We start from the raw sequence: 22,743 nt of genomic DNA, 5'->3' as shown, positions 1-22,743 counted from the left end.
CAATGGTAGTGTGGTTCGCCCATGTGAGAGTAGGTCATCGTCAGCTCTCTATTCTAGATAAAGCCCCCTCCGCTAACGCGGAGGGGGCTTTTCTTTGGCTAACATTAAAAATTATTTTGCCAATGCTACAACATATATTTGAACTCTATTACTTACAAAATCATAAATGCTTTCATTGCATATATACTATTTTAAAGCTAAACCCGTGCCTTAAGACGAAAGAAATATCTATTATTAGGCAAGACTATGCCGTTCAATCTAACCAAATGTACTAGATTATACCTAGCCAGTAGAGTTTATAAGCGATAAACAACACCACAATATCCGCTTCCACTTTTTTAGTATGCTAAAGGAGAGAGTCGTGAGGTATTAGGCATTGATATTGGGACAAGAAGCACCTTTTACTGCGAGTAATAAGGTATCTTTATTATTTAGCTGAGTGGCACTGTCATCTTTTGAGTAACTTAAGTAGAATAATGAAACTCGCTAAAGATTGAATGGAGGTCTATATCAAGGATGAATCTTGTAGCTTACTTAATCGTATGCTATCTAACGAGCGTAAGCGGATCGAGGGCTTAATTATTTTCCAATGTAGCTGTAATGGAAGAGCTATATTGGTAGTAAATCTATAGGCCATAGCAGTTTCTAGAATGAGCGTAAACCCATTCTAGAAACTATTTACTGATTACTAACTATTAACTGTCTGTTGTGCTACTCAAAATTTACCTTAGAGTTTTTATTCTTCTTTGAATTTTGGCACACCTTTTTCCCAGACATCCCAGTTATCAACGATGTGATCGACAGTCTTTGAACCTACTAGCACGATATTTTCTACTGTTTCCGCAAAGCCACCAGCTGTTTCTCCTGGCGCTGGATCTAGATGTTGAAGCGTAGTCTCATTTGGATTACCTTGATCAAAATTCACTGCACCACGTAAGCTCATGATGCGTTCAATACCTACCGTTCTGTTAAGTACTTGTGCTATTGCAGCGGCTTCCATTTCAGTGATAATGTAATCATCTGCATTATATAATTCAGCTATATATTGCGCTTGTTTTGACAACCCTGGTCCATGAAAAAAAGTATCTCCTGTCATATGAGTACCTACGGTGATAGCTGGGCTCCGTCGTGCTGCTGCATCAGGATATTTCATTCGATATGCGCTGGCTTCTTTTGAATCTTTTAAAGCAACTGACTGGCTTAAATGTAGATTCCATTTTAGTAGTTCAGAGTTAAGTTGATAGCGGCGAATATCTTCATAGCCTTTGCGAGGTGTAAACGTAGGTGCACCTTTTTCACCTTCTTCGGCTTTCCAGCGGTGACCTAAGTCGTAATCTACGAGCCAAGACGCCCAGCTCACATCACCTATTGTGCCTTTACTCGGTGGGGTTCCCGCGACACCGCTTAGAACGAAGTAGCTTTTGCTAAAGTCAAATTTAGGAGAAAGTGTGATCGCTTGCATGGATGCTGAAGACCCTACTTTACCCATCCCTAATACCGAACCACAGACACCTTCTGAGTTACAATAAACTGGGCTATGGGCACCTTTTACTTTTATAGGCTTACTATCTGTAAAATATTGATTATACCAATGCTGAAATTCGCCTGCTTTATCTCCACTATTTTCACCAATTTCAAACATCGCTGCGATAAATACCTTTACTTGGATTTTATCTTGATGAGTTTCAGCTTGTGCATTACTGCAAAACATGAATATCATGGTAAAAATAGATAAATGAAAAAAATGTTTTTTTATAAACATATGGAACGCCTACTTAAAGTATTTGAGTCTGGATTTATAATTTAATTAGCAATAACTAAAAAATTCGTTAAAACTAAATAAATGCTTATATATATCCGATATAGAATAGCATAATCTGTAGACAGGCTGGAGCGCTTAGCCAGTGTAGAGGGTAGGTCAAAAATTTCTGATCTGAACAGAGTTTCCTTTTTTTCACTAATTTTATTTAACTATTTACGCTGTGCAGTTATATTTTTCGATAAAGTATCTCAGACATTGCCAGTTATAGGTTTTTGGGGTTTATCTATATATTTGTAACCAATTTTTTTCTGAGCTTTATGTCACTACAAAATTTTCTTAGATTAGTTGACTATTGTATTTGATAGAGTCAGGGCGTTATGTGTGCGGTAAATAGCAATATCTAAAGCTCTTTATATGCCATATTTCCTATGAGTATAAAACAGTGCCATAATATCTATAAATATAAGGTAACAAAGGATCATAAATGGAATTCAGCAGCTTTTTGGCCGATATACTCGCTACAATAGTCGGAGGTATAAGCTTAACCTGCCTTTTCTTCGTGACTAAAGAAAAAATTTTTCCAATACCAGATATTACAGGTCGCTGGTATATAGAAGTGACGACGATTAATAGCGCATATCGTCCTTACGATAATATGGTTTTAAGATATGTAATAATGATCTGGCGTGAAGGTAATATATTGAAAGGTAGTGCTGAAAAAATTTACGAGAACTCTTTGAATGGTGAACAGGAGTATGTCGGGATACATAGAACTAGAGCACTACTTGAAGGGTATTTCGAGAAAAACTATCTTAGTAGAGATAAAGTTTGCTTACATGCAGTCGAAAAGGGACATGGCCGTGAATCTACCAATTTTTATGAGTTAATAGTCAACTCTAAATTAGAGATGACAGGCAAATTTCAGTCAATGGTTGCAGATCAAGATGGTACAGTAAGATGTCAGAAGGAACCGTTTTGAGGTATATCTACTTTATTATAACTATTCCAGTAATTATCTTAGGTTATATATGCTTAGTATTTAATATTTTTCAAATGAAATATAAGTTAAATGAATGCATTGAACTAATTGATGAAAAGTATTCCGAAATACCTAATTTTTACGTTTCTTATCTTATAGCAGCAGAAGATCATAGGTCAAACTTTCACTATGGGATTGATCAAGTTGGTATGATCCGAGCTATTTTCAAATGGTTTTTTAGCCGTCAGTTAGAAGGTGCTAGCACCATCGAGCAGCAGTTCGCTCGTGTTGTAACAGAAGACTACTCTTACTCTCTTTCAAGGAAGTTAAAAGAGCAAATTTTGGCAGTAATGCTTGTGAGAAAAAGGAAAAAAATTGATATTGCAAGAGCATATTTAGCTATTGCTTATTATGGTCATGACTGTGAAGGAACAGAAGGGATACTTAGTTTGGCAGACAGTAACCTACGGCTGGTATCTGAAATACAGATTATTTCGATTGTGGCTAGACTAAAGTACCCAGAACCTTCAATTAATACTGATAAATGGGAAACAAAGTTAGATTATCGAGTTTCCTATATTAAAAGAAGACATCAACGATTGATTAAAAAATCAAAGCATCAAATGACAAATGTTATAGCTCAGGAAGTTAAATACAAGCCTTTAATCTAAAAAGTATTTGAGACCGAAATCTGAAGTCTTTATTAAGCAGTCCAAAGTACTTATTTGCTATTTAGCAGCTATTCGGAATATTGTAGAAAAAACAATTTTAAAAGAGAACCCCATGACCACCTCAAAAGTAACCTACCAAGGCAATTTACGCACCCAAGCTATTCATCTACAGTCTAATAATCAAATCATTACCGATGCGCCGACAGACAATCATGGTAAGGGCGAAGCGTTTTCACCGACTGATTTACTAGCGACCAGTTTGGGTAGTTGTATCTTAACAATTATCGGTATCAAAGCCGAAGCGATGGATATCGATATCTCAGGTACGACCGCAGAGGTTACCAAAGTTATGGCTGCCAAACCAAGACGTGTGAGTGAAATACATGTTGTGGTCAATTTCTCTAAGGCATTAGATGAGAGCACCTTAAAACGATTTTATAAAACCGCATTGACCTGCCCAGTAGGCAATAGCTTGGATCCTGCCATTACTCAAAATCTAGTATTTAACAATGGCACAGAAGCCTAATATGTCTACTAAGACGTTACTCATCGTCGCTCATGCGCCATCGCCCAATACTCAGAAATTGGCGCAGGCAGCTTATGACGGTGCTAATCATCCTGATATAGATATCAACGTCATTTTGAAATCACCGCAGGATACGCGGCCTGAGGATGTATTGGCTGCTGATGCGTTACTGCTAGGTACGACTGAAAATCTAGCGTATATGGCAGGGCTGACCAAGGACTTTTTTGATCGTTGCTATTATCCCGTGCTAGAAGAGAAGCAGGGCATGTCATTTGCGGTATATATACGCGCAGGGCATGATGGTACAGGTACCAAGCTTGCGCTCAAAACGATTACGACAGGGCTACGTTGGTCGTGGATTCAAGAGGCGTTGATACTACAAGGCGACTGGCAAGATAGCTTTGCTGAGCAAGTAGAAGAGCTTGCTATGACGCTTGCCGCTGGGGTAGAGGCAGGTATTTACTAGTTGTGAGTTGGTTGGTGGCTACTAGGTTAGTCTTAGACAGTGCTTGTTAATCTACTGCTACCAGCGCTTAGCATAACAAACGGTCTGGGAGGATGGTGATGCATGACGATAATCTGGATAGTGATAATCCAAATAATAAAGTAGATATTTCTGCATTGCCGTTTTCTCAAGCGTGTGAAAATAATAAGCAGCCTATTCTAGAAGTACTTCAAACGGAGCTACAAGGCTGTAATCATGTATTAGAGATTGGCTCTGGAACAGGTCAGCATAGTGTTTACTTTGCGCCTAATCTGCCTGAGATACAGTGGCAAACTAGCGATGTCACTGGTAATCATCGTCATATCATTGCTTGGCACAATGCGTATTCTGCACCCAATCTATATTCACCATTAGCGTTTGATTTAGCTCAAGATTCAGTACCTGTTAGTAGTCATTTAGATAGTGGTCATTTAAATAGCAGTGATATAGCCAAACCTTATGATGTGATATTTACCGCCAATACCTTGCATATTATTAGCTGGGCTTTGGTCGAGCGGTTATTTGCATTGGCTGGTGAGGCACTACCTGTTGACGGTAAGCTGATTATCTATGGACCATTTAACGAAGATGGCAAATATACCAGTGAGGGTAATCAGCGATTTGATGCGATGTTGAGAGCAGGTAATCCTAACAGCGGCATTCGCGATAAAGAAGATATTATCAGTCTAGCAAATGCTCATCATCTACAACTTTCTCAAACTTATGCGATGCCTGCCAATAATCAGCTATTGGTATTTCAAAAAATATAAAGCATCAAATGCTTAGAACAGAAAAGCCACCTCAACTAAGATCAGAAGATGATCGATTGAAGTGGCTTTTTATTTGGGCTTACTTATTTAGGCTTTCTTATTTTTCATGCTGTTAGACTATTTATATTCTTCTGATAAAAAATCCAAGTAGCGTTTCCAAGAGCGCTCATCGGCGCGAGCATCATATCTATCGCTGCCAAATACGCTAAAGGCATGTGGCGCGCCGCTATAGGTAACCATCTCGTGAGGTATCTTGGCTGCTTCTAAGGTCTTGCCCAAAGTCGCAAAGCTCTCTAGCGAGACAGATTGGTCAGCAGAGCCGTGGAATACTAGGATTTCTCCCGTAGTTTTGTCATAGCTTTGACCGGTTGGAATATCGAAGGCACCGTGGAAGGGTACAAAGGCTTTTTGCTCAAAGCCTGAGCGTGCTAGCTCTAATGCTACCGTACCGCCAAAACAATAGCCCATAGTCGTGCCTTTACGCACATCATTGCCTTGTAGTTGTCCAGCCGTTAATGCCCCTGCCAATATGCGGCGCATTTTATTACGGTCATCATATAGCTCCCCAGTTAGGCGTTTGTTTTCTTCGATAGAAGTAGGGCGAATGCCTTGTCCAAACATATCGGCTGCCAATACGTTGTAGCCTTCAGCCGCTAACATGTCAGCACGTTTGCGCTCATAGTCAGTTAGACCATCCCAATCATGAATCAATAAGATAAAAGGTGCATTTGGCTTATCTGCCTTGGCGTAATAGCCTTCGTATGCTTTATCATCGACCGTATAGGTCACGTTTTTGGTTGTGATAGCAGCAGCCGTTTGACTAAACGTTAATGCCATTAGACCCATTGATGCGCCTACTAGCAATGAGTGATAAGGTTTTTTAGTCGGGGAGCTTAGAGTTGGTAACATGGTAGGTAGCCTTATAGTTATATAAAAAATAGTCGCATCGTCAAATTCCTATAAACCCGCTATATCGTCATTTTCGCTAACCATACTAATGTATAGTTTGCGCTCGGTTCTCTTGTAACGAAATCATTTGAATTCAACGATATAAAGAAGATAAATATAAGGCTAAAACCCTGCCAATTTATTTATCAATAGTCTTTGGTACTTCATAAAAAGCATACCTTAAAGAATAACTACATTACAAGATTCTATTGTTAACGTTTATGCGCCTTTAAGGCTATCTAAAGTAGTCGCTTTATAGCGTCTATAAACGTTAACTAAATATCAACAAGGTTTACTATATACGCAACTATATTTGACTTATTTTTTGGGTAGTATAACTCCTAAGCCTATTATTCCTTTACGAATTTTAGTGCGGTATCAATCTAATGCTCGACAATGCTGAAAACATAGATAAATAAATGACAGATGAAGTCACCACTATCTCAAAGGATATCAAACCTGTGTAGGCACTCTTTTAGTGATTTAAAAGAGCACTCTCAATCTATTAGCTAGGATTTTTTATGAATAATAATATCGATCATACGGACCCCGCCAAAGACATGAATACGGAACGTGGCAATGGTGGTGAAACCCATCAGCGCGCAGGTGACGACACTAAAGTATTAACCACGCAGCAAGGTGTGGCCATCGCTGATAATCAAAACTCTCTAAAAGCAGGCTCACGTGGGCCAACGCTATTAGAGGATTTTGTATTACGTGAAAAAATCAATCATTTTGACCATGAGCGTATTCCTGAGCGTATCGTCCATGCTCGTGGTAGTGCAGCACACGGTTATTTTGAGCTGACAGAGTCTCTAGAAGAATATACAACTGCCAAAGTATTGACCGAAACGGGTAAGCAAACGCCATTGTTCACGCGTTTTTCAACGGTAGCAGGTAACAAAGGCTCAAAAGATACGCCACGTGACGTGCGCGGTTTTGCTGTAAAAATGTATACAGAAGAAGGTAACTGGGACATTGTTGGTAACAACATGCCAATCTTCTTTATCCAAGACGCGATGAAGTTTCCAGATTTGATTCATGCGGTAAAACCAGAACCAGATCGCGGTTTCCCGCAAGCGGCATCTGCTCATGATACGTTTTGGGATTTTGTCTCGTTAAGTCCTGAAACCATGCACAACTTAATTTGGCTGATGAGTGATCGCGGTCTACCACGTAGCCTACGTATGATGGAAGGTTTTGGTATTCATAGCTATCGCTTAATCAATAAAGACGGTAAGAGCACCTTTGTACGTTTCCATTGGAAGCCAGTATTGGGCGTACAGTCAACTACATGGGATGAGGCAGTGAAAATCTCAGGTGCTGATCCTGACTATCATCGCCGCGACTTGTTTGAGTCAATCAACAATGGTGACTATCCTGAGTGGGAGTTTGGCGTACAGTTATTTACCGAAGAAGAAGCAAACGAATTCCCATTTGACCATCTTGATGCGACCAAGCTGATTCCAGAAGAATTGGTACCAGTGAAAGTCGTGGGTAAGATGGTATTGAACCGTTATCCAGATAATTTCTTTGCAGAGACTGAGCAGGTAGCATTCTGCCCATCGCATTTGCCACCGGGTGTTGACTTTAGTAATGATCCGTTATTACAAGGTCGTTTGTTCAGCTATCTAGACACCCAACTATCACGTCTAGGCTCGCCAAACTTTGCTCAGATTCCTATTAATGCACCAAAATGTCCGTTTGCTAATAATCAGCAAGATGGTCATATGCAAATGCAGGTGCCTAAGACGCGTGTACTCTATGAGCCACAAAGCCTAGATCCAACTCGTCCTCGTGAAAGCGCTAAACGTGGTTTTAACTCATTCCATGAGCAACTAGATGATGGCGTAAAAGGTCGCGTACGTGACGAGAGCTTTGCCGATCATTATAGCCAGCCACGTATGTTCTATCGTAGTCAGACAGCAACTGAGCAAGCACATATCGCAACCGCTTATGCGTTTGAGCTAGGTAAAGTAGACACAGCCCATGTACGTACACGTATGCTTAGCCATTTGATTCATATCGATGAAGACTTGGCCAATCGCGTAGCAACGGCATTGGGTATGGAGCTACCAAAGCCAGCTGACGCGGCTGCACCTGTCCAAGACTTGGGAACCTCTAAAGCGGTACAAACTATTGGCCTAACGCCTGATAGCCTAAAAGGTCGTATGATCGGTATCTTAGTTGCAGAAGGTTCTAATAGTAGTGAAGTCCAAAAATTCGAAGATGCTGCTAAGGCGCAAGGTGCTAGCGTTAAGATTGTAGCGCCTAACAAAGAAGTCGTATTGGATGATGGTACACGCATACAAGCTGATGAGCGCCTTGCTGGTGGTCCGTCAGTGATGTTTGATGCCGTCGTTAGTATCATCATGCCTGACCAAGCTAAAAAGCTCGCAAAAGACAGCTCAGCGTTAGATTGGTTCAACGATGCGTACAACCATTGCAAAGCCATCGCCTATTGCGGTGCGACTGATGAATTTATCCTAAGTAAACTACCAGTTGAAAAAGATGAATTCGTGACGCCATTGGCCGAGCTAGATGCCTTTATTAGCAATGCTAAGTCTCGTCTATGGGAACGTGAGCCAAAGGTTCGTGATCTTGCATAGTCGATAAATAGGTAATTTACGAATTATCTAAAATGATAAATAAGATACTAAATATTTCCTTAAACCCAGCCTAAGTGCTGGGTTTTTGCTTTTTATTAATAAGGTGAGAATTGCCACGTATAAAACTATGTATACAGGTTCTAATCATTCTTTATTAATAATTATTAGTTGCACCGTCTTTGTGTGTTGCATCGCTTTTATATATAGTCACAGGCGTTCACTCAAAGTCGTTTTATTTGTGGTGACGGGCGCTATACTAAAGATTGGCTATAAAACTGAACAAAAGCCTCACAATAATAACGACGAATGAGGTAGGGAACACCAATGAGTCTATGTGAAATTGTACGTTTAGAAGGATATATCCAGAGTAGCTATCTGGCAGTATATCCAGAGAAAATAATGCTGTTAGATGGCTGTTGCCGTGCTGATGTGCCGATGGTGCTCGACTATATCAAGTCGACGTTAAAACGACCCGTCACCGACCTAAAAGTAGTGGTGGTCACGCATATGCATCCGGATCATGCAGGCGGTGCGCATAAGTTTCGAGAAAAGACGGGCTGTCTAATTGTCTCAGCTGATAAAAAAAAGCAGTGGTATAGCGGTATTGGCGGGCGCACGATGCACTTCGTAGATATACATCTAGGATATTATGTGGCCAGACGTCAAGGACGCCCATTTAAAAACCTATATTACTCGGCAAGTCTAAAACCAGATATCACCGTCACAGATGGTGAGCTTGTGCCACACTTTGATGAGTGGCAAGTACTAGAGACGCCAGGTCATACGGATCGTGACTTGTCTTTATTTCATCTGCCCAGTCGTGAAGTGTACACTGCTGATTTAATCATTAAGTTGCGACACAAGTTCGTAGCACCATTTCCTGTCTATTATCCTAAAGACTATGTTCAATCGTTAAAAAAAATCAGGGCATTGCAACCGTCAATGGTGATGATGGCACATGGTCGAGAGCTTGCAATGAGTGAAGCAGAGTTTGATGAGTTTATTGATCATGCTCCTAAGCACCCACGTACCATCAAAGATACGATTAGACATAAACTACTATGGCGCAAGAGAGATAACTTTAGACTGTTTAAACGCAAGCATAATAAATAGAGGTATATAAAAGCTAAGAAACTAATAGCTAAAAAACAACGTTTAAAAAGCCCAGACGAAAAAAAGCCCAGTTACTAAGATAGTAACTGGGCTTTCTAAATATGGTGGGCTGTCCGCGACTCGAACGCGGGACCAATTGATTAAAAGTCAACTGCTCTACCAACTGAGCTAACAGCCCTGAAGAGTATATAAAAAAGCGATGCTTATTTAACTCTGCAAGAGAAAATTCTAACTAAAGAACTTTCTAAAACTAAACATCTTGACGATGTCTTTTAAACTTACCTTTATTAGTCTACTACCGGATAGGGTAGAACGATTAATAAAGATTAAACTAAATATGGTGGGCTGTCCGCGACTCGAACGCGGGACCAATTGATTAAAAGTCAACTGCTCTACCAACTGAGCTAACAGCCCTAACGTTTAAAGTGTTTGTATCCCTAAACGTGAGAGCACATTATATATATTATTATGACAATTACAACCCCACATGATAAAAAAAGTGTAATTCTCTTATAAAATTGCCAATTTACTCCAGTTTATTTAAATTTTCGTCATTATATCGATATTGACTGCTCTATTTTTGGCTAAAGCGAGTCAATAATCGATTATTAGTCTCGAGAAAGTGCTTCAACAGGATCTAATTTGGCGGCATTACGTGCTGGCAAGAAACCAAATACTACGCCAATTAACGTCGAACAAACAAAAGCGGCAATAATAGAGGTTGATGAATAGATAACTTTGAAATTATCACCGCCCACACTATTAATTAACTCACCAATGGCAAATGCCAGTCCAATACCGATCAGCCCCCCTAAGATACAGACCAGAACGGCCTCAATAAGGAACTGCTGCATGATATCGCTCTGACGTGCACCTACTGCCATACGTACACCAATCTCATTGGTACGCTCGGTGACAGAGACTAGCATGATGTTCATCACCCCAATACCGCCGACGATCAATGAAATGACCGCGACTGATGAAATAAGCAGGGTCATCGTACCTGTCGTCGATTCGATCGTTTGACGAATAGAGTCTGAATTGCGCAGCTCAAAGTCATCTTTGCCATGGCGACTCTCTATTAAATCAGAGATGGCCGTCTCTGCGGCACTAGAAGAGATACTGTCATCTAACAACGCCACAAAGCGGTCGATATTGGTACTACCAGTGACGCGCGACATCACCGTTGTATAAGGCATATAGATGGTAGGCGTCGTCACACTGGGACCAAAGCCACCATCACTCTCTTCGAGTACGCCAATCACGCGTCCAGGCACACTACCAACCAATATCACCTCGCCAACAGGATTATCAATATCTGAGAAAAAGGTCTGCTTGGCATTGTCATCAATGATGATATCTTGACTACGTAATGTGACGCTTTTTGCATCAAACCCTTGACCCAATGCCAACGTCTCACCAGTGACGGTTAGATAGTCTTCGCCAACGCCGTTGACGGTAGTATCCTCTTGTATACTACGATAGCGCACGCTAGAGTTAGCATTTACTTGAGGGCTGACGCTGATAATATAGGGCTGATTGCCGACCGCCTCTGCGTCTTCTGGTGTCAAGTTGTCATCGTTATAGCGGCGTCTAGGGTCGCCTCTAGGGTAGCCATCATTGACGGTGATGGTATTAGTACCTAGCGAGCTAATATTGGCAAGGATTTGCTGCTGAGAGCCTTGTCCAAGACCTACGATAGATACAACCGCAGCGATACCGATGATAATGCCTAGCATAGTCAGTAGAGTACGCATCTTATGCGCACGCATGGCAAGCAAAGACATTTTAAACGCTTCAAGCAGTCGATCGATAAAGCTACCAAAGGCACTTTTACGATGTTCACCCAGGATAGACTCTGGTTTTTTGTCGGTGTGCTTGTAATGCTCAGTTTGATAATCAGCGATGACATAGCCATCTTTTAGCTCAATCACACGCTCTGCTTGTGCCGCTAGCTTTGGATCATGAGTGACCATAATAATGGTATGGCCTTGTGCACTGAGGTCATGCAAAATTGCCATGACGTCTTCGCCAGACTTGCTGTCTAGAGCACCAGTTGGCTCATCGGCCAAGATAACATCGCCACCATTCATCAGTGCACGAGCAACAGAAACACGCTGCTGCTGTCCACCTGAGAGCTGATTGGGACGGTTATTGACCTTATTGCCAAGGCCCAAATCCGTTAATAGCTTCTCAGCACGATTGGTGCGTGCCTCGGTATCCATGCCAGCATACACAGCAGGGACGGCGACGTTGTCTTTGGCACTAATATCACCAAGCAAATGATAGCGCTGAAAAATAAAACCAAAGTGCTCACGGCGAAGTTCGGCCAATTGATCGGCATCAAGCTTACGAGCGGATTGACCATAAATCTTATAATCGCCAGCCGTGGCTTGATCTAAACAACCTAAGATATTCATCAAGGTAGACTTACCAGAGCCTGACTGTCCAATGATAGCAACCATCTCACCTTGATTGATAGTTAGATTGATATCATGCAAGACGCGAATGGTTTGCTCACCAGCAGGGAACTCTCTGATAATGCCAGACAACTCCATAATAGGCTTGCCTGGTGCAGGGTGATTAACGGTATTGGTTTTTGCCGAGTTATTTAAGTTATCTGAGCTGTCTAAGTTATTTAAGTTATTCAAATTGTCTAAATTATCTGAGTTGTTTGAAGGGTTAGCAGAATTGTGTGACCCTAAGTTTTGAGCCGTGCTACTTTCAGAGCTATCTTCAGTCGACGGTTTAGGAGATTGAGATATAGTCATAGCAGTGTCTTTAATAAAGGCTAATAAGCGTTATAGTGTTGTTATGAAAGGGCCGCTATGTTTAACGAGCCCTTTTTTATTCAACATAGTCAAAGAACAAGTTACATTCGAGGTCCACCAGGGATACGGCCGCTACCTGATTTCTTACCGCTTTCTTCACTGATGATTACTTCTTCCCCTTCTTTCAGACCGCTTAAGATTTGCGCGTTTACTCGGTTGTCGATACCGACTTCTACAGTACGCTCCTCTACGGTTCCGTCCTCTTTTAATACACGTACAAACTTACCAGTGGCCGCTTTGCCTTTTTCTTTACCTTTAGAGCGTTTTTCTTGTATCACTGTTGACGGTACTAATAGAGCGTTTTTGGCTTCATTGACGATGATATAAATCTGCGCGGTCATATCAATACGGAACAAGCGGTCAGGGTTTGGTACTTCTACGTAGCCAACATAATAGATAGCAGCGTCCGTTGAGCTGGTACTACTGATTTGCTCTGGAGCAGGCTCGATAGCAGTCAACGTCGCATCATATTGCTGATCTGGATTACCGATAATATTGAAATAAGCAGGCATACCAGCACTGACATTGATAACGTCAGCTTCCGAGATTTGCGCATTAATACGTACGGTCGATAAATCCGCTAGCGTTACTAATGTAGGCGCTGTTTGATTAGCGTTAACCGTAGTGCCTTGCTCAGTGGTAATAGAAACGACGGTACCTGATATCGGGGCGCGAATTGTGGTATAGCTTAGATCTTCTTCAGCAGTACTGACGTTGGTTCGTGATTTGCGTAACGCCGCTTGCTGACTGTTGATATTGGCTTCAGTGGTCGCAATCGCCGCTTTTGCTGTATCAATAGCTGCACGTGCATTGGCAACCGCTGCTTTTGCGGTCTCGACACTGGTCGCTTGCGTGTCATATTCTTGCTGCGAGATAGCGTCGATAGCGACTAAGTCTTGCAAACGCGCAAAATCAGACTGTGCTTGTTTGAGCTCAGACTGACGGCTGGCAAGATCGGCATAGGCACTTTTTAGACTGGCTTGTTTGCTTAACGATTCTGCTTGTGCACTTTGTAGTGCGGCTTCGCTTTGTTCAAGACTGGCTTGTTCATTGCTCAGGCTGTTCTTCTGAGTCACTTGATCAATCTGCGCAATCAAATCGCCTTGTTTCACCTCATCACCGACTTCAACGTATAGGCGTTTTACTTCACCAGATACCTGTGCCCCTACATCGACGGTATTTAACGCTTTTACTTTACCAGATGCCATGACATTGTTTTCAATATCACCGACTTCAACGGTTGCGGTTAAATAGTTAGGTGTGGTTTCTTCTGGTTTTAAAAAAGTATAGGCCAAAGCCCCTAATGCTACGATAATTAAGGTGATGACACCCCATTTGATAGCAGACTTTTTGCTTATTTTGCGCATGACAACAATCCAATCACAATTAAATCAAGTGTAGATATAGTAGAGACTTCATCTATAAAAGGGAATGGAAATTAGTTTACGAAAGGTTAAGGTAGCCAAGAATAGAGACAGGTACAGAAAAGAAATGCTTACTAAAAATCAATAAAACGGAGATTATAGGAGAATAAGATAGGGTAGTAGAATCTGGATTTATAGCGTTTAAATGTATAAACCAATAAGAAAAACGTATAGATCAGTAAGAGAAGAGATGGATAACTCGTGGCTAAGCGCAACAATAAAAGGTGGTGACAAGTGGCTCAGTCTTAGCGCATAGCAAATAAACGCTTACCTGCGAGCTCTAGTGCCGCTTGCAATAATAATTCCCATGCTGGCTGACGAATAAGACCTTTGATAGCTTGGTCACAGCGGTAAAGCAGGGCAGGCCATTCGCTCGTTTGTTGTTTTGACTGACGACGGCAGGCTTGTTGGTATAAACCTTGTTTACTACGCCAAATGCCTAATGCTTGAGGGTCTTGACCGTCCATAAGTTGAATGATTTGACGCATGTCTTTGCTAATAGCCCAGAGTACTAAAGTAGTGGGCTCATCGGTCGACTTTAGCTGAAACATGATTTTGGCAACCTGCGTACTATTGCCCGCAAGCATCGCATCAGACAAATCAAACACACTAAACTGTGCGTCGCTGACCAACGCTGCTTGTAGGTCTGCAATATCCAATGCCACATTATTCACAGGTTGTGAAAAGCTATTAGATTGTTCGGTACTGTTGTCAGTAGCACTATCTTCACTAGTACTGTTATTTTCACTAGTACGGCTATTAGCAACTAGCTGCGGTGCAAACAGATAAGACAATCGCCATAGGGTTTGATAAGCACTTAGCAAATGATGCTCAGTGTGTGACATGAGTAGCTGCCATGCCTCTTGAGACAGTCTTAAACCAAACTTCTGAGCTTGTATTTGTAGTAGCTGTTGGCGCTGCTGCTCATTGTATAAATTGCAATCAATGACATTGCCATATTGTGCAAAAGGAGCAAACCATTTACTGCTCTGGCTGCGTTTGTCTTGCTTAGGTGTGAGCCACAACACACTATGACCGTGTGTGCCAGCTTGTGCCTCGACTGCAAAACGTTCTAACTCAGCGATAACTGCTTTGTCAGGTTTATGATTTCCCGTCACGATTAAGGCACTGGCATCATCAAATAATGACTGACTACCAAGCTCGGACAATACTTCCTGCCAGCTTTTGACAGAAATCAGCTCTATACGTTTGATTGCGTAATTCTGTGCGCGCCAGTGTGGGCGCAGCGCATCTATCAACCATTGACTCAGCAGAGGCTCGTCACCGTGCGCCAGCCACAAGCCCGCTACCGCAACAGAAGGCTGAAGTAGTTTTGGATAGGCTTTTATGAAAGTATCTTGCATAGCGTGGTGTTACACAGGTTGATGAGCAGGTAATACCAATTCCAAAAATATGATCAGCAGTGTCAATCTAGCTTAGTCTACTTAAAGTAGTACATGCCCTTGCTTAGTTTGCTACTCATATTTCTAAAAATGGTATCGTTTGATAATCAGAACGACTAACTATTCCGGTTGTGGTACGACGACAACGGTTGGTGTCACACCTTTATTCATCTGTATAGATTGTTTGGCAGCAGGTGCGACTTTTGGAAGCGAGATAGCAACGTACTGGTCAGTGATACGGCGAGCTAAAGTATCATAGAGCCAATCGCGAGTCTGATCGCCTTGCTGATCGTCAGTACTGACAGAGGCTTCGTTGTACTGATAGCTTCGCTCGACTTGAATGGGGTTGCTTAGTGTTACAGGCTTACCATTTTCCATCGTTTGATAGCTGACATCTGCTGATAGTACCAAGCGAATCTCTGTTAATACCCCAACCAATTCGTAACGTTTAAAACGTACATTACGGATATCGATAGCGGCAATAGACTCAGCCCCTGCTTGTTGATTATTACGAGCAACTTCTTCTGAGCTAATATTATCAATAACGTCGACACCTAACGTCTTTAGGCGACGCGTCAATGGTAGTTTCAGCGGGAATGAGGTACGATTGTCTTCGATAATGACCGCTGTTTTTTCGACGTCAAGCAGCATCGCTGAGTCGTAGCCACGTAGCTGGAAGCCACAGCCGCTAAGAGCAGCGGCTGCACCTACCACGGCGAACATTGGCAGCGTAGCAAGTAAGACTGCTCCGAACTTTTGGCCATGGGACTTTTTATTAGCTAGGCTGTATGCGCTTGATTCTGGTTGCGCCTGCTCAGCTCGATGCTTGTATGACATAAACGCTATCCTCATATGATAAGAAGGCTCAGAGCACTAAGCCTAAAATACTTAGCTCAAGATACCTCAGCCTACAACCACGATGTTAACCAGTTTGTTAGGAACGACGATTTCTTTTTTGATCTCGCCCGTGATGAATTTTGCCACGCTTTCCATAGTACGAGCCTGCTCTTTTAGCTGCTCAGGATCGCTGTTTGGTGCCACATCCATCTTACCACGCATCTTACCATTGACCTGTACCACCATCGTGATCATGTCCTGTACCAGCGCACTTTCATCCACAGTTGGGTAGTCTAAGGTCAAGGTGTCAAGACCCAACTGCTCAAGCAGATGCTCGCCAACGTGCGGCGCATAGACAGACAGCATAATCAGTAGATTGGTCAACGCTTCGTGTTTAACGTGTAGCTCTTGCTCGCTACTGGCATTAAAGGCAGTCAACTCATTAGCAAGTTCCATCAGGCTTGATACTGGCGTGTTCAATGCCAGACGATCACCCAAATCACTATCAATCTTAGCAATCGTTTCGTGCGTTTTACGGCGTAAGTTTTTGGCTTCTTTGCTCAACCCGTCTGTGTTCAAGGTAGCACTGTTCAGCGTATCAATGCTGATATTGGCGGCTGTTAGCGCTTGCATATGGTCGGTTGCAATACGCCATACTTTTTTCACAAAGTTATAAGGGCCTTTTAGCGCGTCATCTGACCATTCAAGTGTTTGATCCGCAGGCGCAGTAAATAGCGTATATAGACGAACCGTATCAGCACCATATTTATCAATGGTTAGCTGTGGATCTACACCATTGTTTTTTGATTTAGACATTTTTTCGATTTTGCCAATCGTCACTGGCTGGCCGTCAGATTTTAAGATAGCTTTGATTGGTTGACCACGTTCGTTAAAGTCAATATCGATATCTTCTGCAAAATAGTAAGTCGTACTGCCATCTGCATTGACGCGGTAGAACGTACCAGCAAGCACCATGCCTTGGGTCATTAGATTGGCAAAGGGCTCATCACCTGTGACTAAGTTTTCGTCACGCATCAGCTTATGGAAGAAACGCGCATACAACAGATGCATTACCGCATGCTCGACACCGCCAACATATTGATCAACAGGCAACCATTTATTGGCAGCGGATTTATTGACCATGTTTTGCGCATCATTTGGGCTAGCAAAGCGTGCATAGTACCAGCTAGATTCTACAAAGGTATCAAAGGTATCGGTCTCACGCTCAGCAGGGTTGCCACATTTAGGACAAGTGGTATTGACAAACTCTGGTATATTTTTAAGTGGGTTACCGCGACCATCAGGTACGACGTCGGTTGGCAACACAACTGGTAGATCTTGCTCTTCAACAGGTACCGTACCACAATGCTCACAGTTGATCATTGGGATAGGGCAGCCCCAATAACGCTGGCGAGATACACCCCAATCACGTAGGCGATACTGGATCTTTTTCTTAGCCAGCTCTTTTGGCTCAAGCTTGGCTAGCATTGCTTCAAATGCTTGCTCAAAATCTAGACCGTCAAACTCACCTGAATTAACCAAAGTGTTGCGCTCGGTATAAGCAAGATTCACTTCACTATCGTTCGCTTTGGCATCTGCTTTTAGCTCATCAAAATAACCGTCAGGTACATTGATGACTTGCTTGATTGGTAGGTCGTACTTCACCGCAAATTCATAATCACGCTCATCGTGAGCAGGTACTGCCATGACTGCGCCTGAGCCGTAGCTCATTAGCACATAGTTGGCAACCCACACTGGCACTTCTTCACCAGTCAAAGGATGCGTCACAGTGAGACCTGTATCCATACCGATTTTTTCAGCTTTGGCCAGATCTGCTTCAGCTACTGAGCCTTTTTTGCAAAGGGCACAGAATTGAGCGATTGCGTCATCTTGCTCAGAGGCATACTGTGCAAGTGGATGCTCTGCAGCCACCGCGACATAAGTCACACCCATCAAGGTGTCAGGACGAGTGGTGAACACATCTAAGGTGTTTTCTTCACCAGCAAGCTCATAAGGGAAGTGCACTTCCATACCAGCACTACGACCAATCCAGTTGCGCTGCATAGTCAATACTTCAGATGGCCAGTGGCCTTCTAGTTGATCCAAATCATCCAATAGCTCATCGGCATAGTCAGTGATGTTGAAGTAGTACATAGGGATGTCACGTTTTTCAACTGCAGCACCACTACGCCAACCTTTGCCATCGATGACTTGCTCGTTTGCTAAGACGGTGTTATCAACAGGATCCCAGTTGACTGTCGACAGCTTTTTGTAGACTAGGCCTTTTTTGTACAATTGCAAAAATAACCACTGCTCCCACTGATAATACTCAGGGCTACAAGTGGCGAATTCACGTGACCAGTCAATAGACAGGCCTAGCAATTTAAGCTGCGCACGCATGCTGTCAATATTGGCAAATGTCCATGCAGCGGGTGGCGTCTGGTTAGCAATTGCTGCGTTTTCTGCTGGCAAGCCAAAACCATCCCAACCCATTGGCTGCATGACTTCATAGCCTTTTAGGCGATAATAACGGCTCAATACGTCAGAAATCGTATAGTTACGGACGTGGCCCATATGCAGCTTACCACTTGGATAAGGGAACATCGACAGCATGTAACGACTTGGCTTGTCGCTTGGCTCATTGCTTACTTCAAAGCGCTTGTCAGTTGCCCATTTGGTCTGCTGCGCGGCTTCTATCGCTTGTGGGTTATAATAGTTGTTTTCTGTTTGGTCTGCTGTCACGGCGTTGCTCATAGTCGGCTCGAAATTGGTTGATACTGATTTATTTAATACGGATTTGTTTAATACTGATCAAAATAGGTGGAATTTAACAATGCCATAGCATAGCGTAATTTGGCGAAAATTGCGACGATATGATGCAGTTGCTTACTAGGTTTGACGATTAAAAGTAATACGTTCTCTATATCCCGTCAGCCTTAGGTATAATAGACAAGTTAATGAATATTTATGAGGATTTATCATGACCATCACCATTTACGGTATCAAATCTTGTAGCACGATGAAAAAAGCGTTTACTAAGCTAGACGATTTAGATGTCAGCTATGATTTTCACGATTATAAAAAACAAGGTATTGATAAAGAAACAGTACAGCGCTGGGTAAATGAGCTAGGTATCGAAAAAGTGCTTAATAAGCGTGGTACGACATGGCGCAAGCTAGACGACAGTCAAAAGCAAGCAGCTGATGCTAGTGTAGACAGCGCGATAGATTTACTCGTGGAAAATACCAGTATGATTAAACGTCCGATTGTAGAAGGTCAGTCGGCAGATAAAGATCAGGCAGTAATACTATGTGGCTTCGATGAATCTGAGTTTGATAAAGTTTTTTCGTAAAATTAAGCTAGGCTTGTTATTACAGGTAAAAATGCACAAAAAAGCCCGAGCGTTTATATCAACTCGGGCTTTTCTACATTTAGCTTTTTTACATTTAACATTGCTAGATGTTGCTAGCTCAACGATGAGTCTATCTCACGACTTATGAGCGTACCAACCCCTTCGTTGGTGAAAATCTCAAGTAAGGTCGCATGAGGGACACGGCCATCAACGATTACCGCACTTTTGACGCCGCTACGTACCGCATCAAGCGCACATTGAATCTTAGGAATCATGCCGCCTGAGATAGTGCCATCTTCGATTAAGCTATCGACTTTCTTTGGCGTGAGTCCAGTTACCACCTCGCCATCACGGCCCAATACGCCTTTGATATTGGTCAATAGCATCAGCTTTTCTGCTTGTAAAAACTCTGCCACTTTACCTGCGACCAAATCCGCATTGATATTATAGGTGTTACCTTCAGCGTCAACGCCAAGTGGCGCGATTACAGGGATAAAATCAGAGGCAATCAACATGTTAATCACGTCTTTATTGACGCTTACCACATCACCGACGAATCCTAAATCAACTGGTACAGCGATACCGTCTGCACCAATTTTTTCCATCATCAGTTTTTTCGCTTGAATCAAGTTGGCATCTTTACCTGTAAGACCAATCGCGCGACCGCCATGTTTATTAATCAGGCTAACAATCGATTTGTTGACGCTACCGCCCAAGACCATCTCTACGATATCCATGGTGCTTTTGTCAGTGACGCGCATGCCATCGATACGGTCTGATTGACGACCGAGCTCTTTTAGGAGGTTGTCAACTTGCGGGCCACCACCATGTACGACTACTGGATGCATACCGACTGTCTTTAGCAAAACGATATCGCGAGCAAACGAGCTCTCAAGCTCAGGGTCGGTCATGGCGTTGCCGCCGTACTTTACGACGATGAGTTTATCAACAAAACGCTGGATATAAGGCAGAGCAGTGGTCAATACTTCAGCGGTGTTTTTGGCATCATCTAAATTAAGCGTCATTACAAACTCCTAAGGGCCGGGTTTAAATTGGTTGTTTTTCTATTATGTCTAATGAGACAGTTATGTGTTTTATGAGGCTACTCCGCAGGAATAGCAACAATCTGTTCTGCTAGATCTGCGTTAAATGGTCGGCATAAAGCGGCAAATGTTGTCTGAATATTTTTTAGGTCATCTATACTGTCACCCGCAAAGCGTGCGGTCAGGCTATTGCTGGTATTTGACTGGCGCAGTACCCCAAAACCATGCGCAAAATCCAAGCGCACACCATCGATACAGCTCAGCTTGGTTCCTACAGGTAATAATTCATGCGTCTGTTTTAATGCTATTTGCGCCTTCGCAGTAGCGCAAGTACATACTGATGACTTGCATGTTGTGGCGGGCAGGCAAGTATTTTTTAATTGCTGATTAGATGAAGAAATATTATGAGTAGACATATCTACTAGATGCTGCAAGTAATGACAAAATCTCGTTAATTGCTCTACGAGAGAGCAGTCGGTAGTAGTCGTCTGCGGCATTGGCAAATAATGGTCAGCAGTACTGACTATAGTGGGCAAGCTTTGGATAATATCTGCTAGTGGTTTTTTATCATTAATATCATTATGAGTTTGGTCAAGCCAATGCAGCAACCGTAATGCGGCATACATCGCATCATCATAAGGGATAAAGCGGCTGTCATTAAAGATGAAATGCCCTGATAATTCACCAGCGAAGACAATCTGATTGTCAGGATGCTGTACCTGCTGGCGCATAAAGCTGCTGCCAGTTTTGCTAATCACAGGTGTAGTACCAAGCTCAGATAACAGTCTTGGTAAATGATGGGCGCACTTAATATCGAAAAGAACTTCAGATGCTAATAAAGAGTCGCTAAGAGAGTTAGGGTGCTCAGTAATAGCAATACGTGCCAATAGATAAAGCAAATGATCGGGCGTAACTATTTTGCCGTTGTTATCAACGATCATCAAACGATCGCCATCGCCATCAAACGCCAAGCCTATATCTGCTGCATTCGAAACAACGGCTCGTTGCAATTCGTTTAGGCGAGTTGGTTCGGTGGGGTCTGGATTACCAAGGGGGAAATTACCATCGGGTATGTCATTGAGCACAATGACATGCTGGCAAAAACGTTCGAACAAGCGTTGAGCAATGCTACCAGTTGCACCGTGCATACAGTCAATAACTATGACCAAATCAAGTTTACAAGCGTTTTTTTGATTGGCTGCAGTTGCCGAGTAATGGTGCTGAAATAATTTTTCAAATACCTGCGCAATAGCATCGATATATACATTACCTACTTGATTAGTAGGTGATTGCTCAAGCAAATCTATTGGCAATTTTGAGTCGTAGTTATTATCAATGCTTTCAATGTTTTCTGAATGCAAGGCAGAATTGTTAGCTTGATTATCGGGATAGGCATGATGACCATGATGGGCGCTTAGCTGATGATAGAGCGTCTGTATCTCTGAGCTGCTAGGGGACTTATTATTTACTAACCACTTGATGCCTAGTATGTCTTTGGCAGAATGGCTAGCAGTTACGACAATGCCATGACCTTGATATTGCATTGCCCAAAATGCCATCATCGGCGTGGTAATTAGGCCTAACTGGATGATACGTAAACCCTGCTGAGCTAATACAGTAGAGAGTGTATGTGCAATGGCTTCACTACCAATGCGCATATCATAACCAACAACGATGGCATTCTGCTTAGTCTCAACAGAGGCATTAGTACTGATGTTTTTAGTCGGTTGGCTATCTTGGGCATTGTAGAGAGTGGCAAAAGCACGGCCTAATGCTTGTATAAAACTGCTAGTGAAATACTGGCTAGCACCACGGATATCATAAGCACGGAATAAGGGTTGCTGCGCCGCAAAAGGTGGCATTGCTTACTCTCCTTATAACCGTGATAGATGTTCAATGATAAATAAAAATGAATAGCGCAAGGTTTTAGATATAGCTTAAGCAAAACCTTAAACGCTATCTAAAAAGTTGTCAGAAAAATTGACCAACAA

At 42.4% G+C, this 22,743-nt stretch carries 17 protein-coding genes and 2 tRNA genes; 8 read left to right on the top strand and 11 right to left on the bottom strand.

Annotation, left to right across the window (positions count from 1 at the left end):
* Nucleotides 1–736 precede the first annotated feature (736 nt).
* Nucleotides 737–1,711, bottom strand: a complete 975-nt coding sequence (locus tag QL886_RS09070) for a purine nucleoside permease (RefSeq protein WP_290178453.1) — start codon at nucleotides 1,709–1,711, stop codon at nucleotides 737–739.
* Nucleotides 1,712–2,246: 535 nt separating this feature from the next.
* Here QL886_RS09070 and QL886_RS09065 point away from each other — a divergent pair.
* The 5 genes from QL886_RS09065 (at nucleotide 2,247) to QL886_RS09045 (ending at nucleotide 5,192) form a co-directional block, all read left to right on the top strand.
* Complete coding sequence (locus tag QL886_RS09065) at nucleotides 2,247–2,741, top strand: hypothetical protein (protein WP_290178452.1); 495 nt, start codon at nucleotides 2,247–2,249, stop codon at nucleotides 2,739–2,741.
* The gene (locus QL886_RS09060; RefSeq protein ID WP_290178451.1) at nucleotides 2,720–3,412 is read left to right on the top strand and encodes a transglycosylase domain-containing protein; all 693 of its coding nucleotides are present in this window, start codon (nucleotides 2,720–2,722) and stop codon (nucleotides 3,410–3,412) included. Before QL886_RS09065 ends, QL886_RS09060 begins: the two co-directional genes overlap by 22 nt.
* Before the next feature lie 112 nt (nucleotides 3,413–3,524).
* Nucleotides 3,525–3,938 (top strand): OsmC family protein, encoded by a 414-nt coding sequence (locus tag QL886_RS09055; protein ID WP_057758892.1) that lies wholly within the window; start codon nucleotides 3,525–3,527, stop codon nucleotides 3,936–3,938.
* 1 nt (nucleotide 3,939) lies between these two features.
* Nucleotides 3,940–4,404 (top strand): flavodoxin family protein, encoded by a 465-nt coding sequence (locus QL886_RS09050; RefSeq protein WP_290178450.1) that lies wholly within the window; start codon nucleotides 3,940–3,942, stop codon nucleotides 4,402–4,404.
* A 98-nt stretch (nucleotides 4,405–4,502) separates the two neighbouring features.
* A complete protein-coding gene (locus tag QL886_RS09045) occupies nucleotides 4,503–5,192 on the top strand; it encodes a DUF938 domain-containing protein (RefSeq protein WP_290178449.1) in 690 nt (229 codons plus the stop codon).
* 117 nt (nucleotides 5,193–5,309) lie between these two features.
* On the opposite strand, the gene QL886_RS09040 is transcribed toward QL886_RS09045, so the two are convergent.
* Nucleotides 5,310–6,101: a dienelactone hydrolase family protein gene (locus QL886_RS09040; RefSeq protein WP_290178447.1), complete on the bottom strand. Its 792-nt coding sequence runs from the start codon at nucleotides 6,099–6,101 to the stop codon at nucleotides 5,310–5,312.
* A 560-nt stretch (nucleotides 6,102–6,661) separates the two neighbouring features.
* Here QL886_RS09040 and QL886_RS09035 point away from each other — a divergent pair.
* Nucleotides 6,662–8,749, top strand: coding sequence for a catalase (locus tag QL886_RS09035; RefSeq protein WP_290178446.1), 2,088 nt, complete (start codon nucleotides 6,662–6,664; stop codon nucleotides 8,747–8,749).
* A gap of 324 nt (nucleotides 8,750–9,073) precedes the next feature.
* Nucleotides 9,074–9,862, top strand: a complete 789-nt coding sequence (locus tag QL886_RS09030) for an MBL fold metallo-hydrolase (RefSeq protein WP_290178444.1) — start codon at nucleotides 9,074–9,076, stop codon at nucleotides 9,860–9,862.
* Nucleotides 9,863–9,964: 102 nt separating this feature from the next.
* Here QL886_RS09030 and QL886_RS09025 read toward each other — a convergent pair.
* The 7 genes from QL886_RS09025 to leuS all read right to left on the bottom strand — a co-directional run bounded on the left by QL886_RS09025 (nucleotide 9,965) and on the right by leuS (nucleotide 19,111).
* A tRNA-Lys gene (locus tag QL886_RS09025) sits at nucleotides 9,965–10,040 on the bottom strand.
* A gap of 160 nt (nucleotides 10,041–10,200) precedes the next feature.
* Nucleotides 10,201–10,276 (bottom strand) — tRNA-Lys (locus QL886_RS09020).
* A gap of 194 nt (nucleotides 10,277–10,470) precedes the next feature.
* On the bottom strand, nucleotides 10,471–12,420 hold the full coding sequence (locus QL886_RS09015; protein WP_290178458.1) for a MacB family efflux pump subunit: 1,950 nt from the start codon (nucleotides 12,418–12,420) through the stop codon (nucleotides 10,471–10,473).
* A gap of 314 nt (nucleotides 12,421–12,734) precedes the next feature.
* Nucleotides 12,735–14,060, bottom strand: a complete 1,326-nt coding sequence (locus QL886_RS09010; RefSeq protein WP_057758904.1) for an efflux RND transporter periplasmic adaptor subunit — start codon at nucleotides 14,058–14,060, stop codon at nucleotides 12,735–12,737.
* Nucleotides 14,061–14,362: 302 nt separating this feature from the next.
* Complete coding sequence (locus QL886_RS09005; RefSeq protein WP_290178443.1) at nucleotides 14,363–15,481, bottom strand: DNA polymerase III subunit delta; 1,119 nt, start codon at nucleotides 15,479–15,481, stop codon at nucleotides 14,363–14,365.
* 159 nt (nucleotides 15,482–15,640) lie between these two features.
* Complete coding sequence (locus tag QL886_RS09000; RefSeq protein WP_290178442.1) at nucleotides 15,641–16,357, bottom strand: hypothetical protein; 717 nt, start codon at nucleotides 16,355–16,357, stop codon at nucleotides 15,641–15,643.
* A 66-nt stretch (nucleotides 16,358–16,423) separates the two neighbouring features.
* Complete coding sequence (gene leuS / locus QL886_RS08995; RefSeq protein ID WP_290178441.1) at nucleotides 16,424–19,111, bottom strand: leucine--tRNA ligase; 2,688 nt, start codon at nucleotides 19,109–19,111, stop codon at nucleotides 16,424–16,426.
* A gap of 226 nt (nucleotides 19,112–19,337) precedes the next feature.
* On the opposite strand from leuS, the gene QL886_RS08990 reads away from it, so the two are divergent.
* Nucleotides 19,338–19,709 (top strand): arsenate reductase, encoded by a 372-nt coding sequence (locus QL886_RS08990; protein ID WP_290178440.1) that lies wholly within the window; start codon nucleotides 19,338–19,340, stop codon nucleotides 19,707–19,709.
* 113 nt (nucleotides 19,710–19,822) lie between these two features.
* Here QL886_RS08990 and argB read toward each other — a convergent pair whose 3' ends face one another.
* Both argB and QL886_RS08980 read right to left on the bottom strand, forming a co-directional pair.
* On the bottom strand, nucleotides 19,823–20,734 hold the full coding sequence (gene argB, locus QL886_RS08985; RefSeq protein ID WP_057758912.1) for an acetylglutamate kinase: 912 nt from the start codon (nucleotides 20,732–20,734) through the stop codon (nucleotides 19,823–19,825).
* Nucleotides 20,735–20,811: 77 nt separating this feature from the next.
* Nucleotides 20,812–22,614 (bottom strand): phosphomannomutase, encoded by a 1,803-nt coding sequence (locus QL886_RS08980; protein ID WP_290178439.1) that lies wholly within the window; start codon nucleotides 22,612–22,614, stop codon nucleotides 20,812–20,814.
* Nucleotides 22,615–22,743 lie beyond the last annotated feature (129 nt).

Origin of the sequence: Psychrobacter sp. APC 3281, assembly GCF_030407815.1 — a bacterium.
Taxonomy (GTDB): domain Bacteria; phylum Pseudomonadota; class Gammaproteobacteria; order Pseudomonadales; family Moraxellaceae; genus Psychrobacter.
Note: the sequence above shows the minus strand (reverse complement) of the source record. Positions and strands in the feature narration are given on the sequence as shown.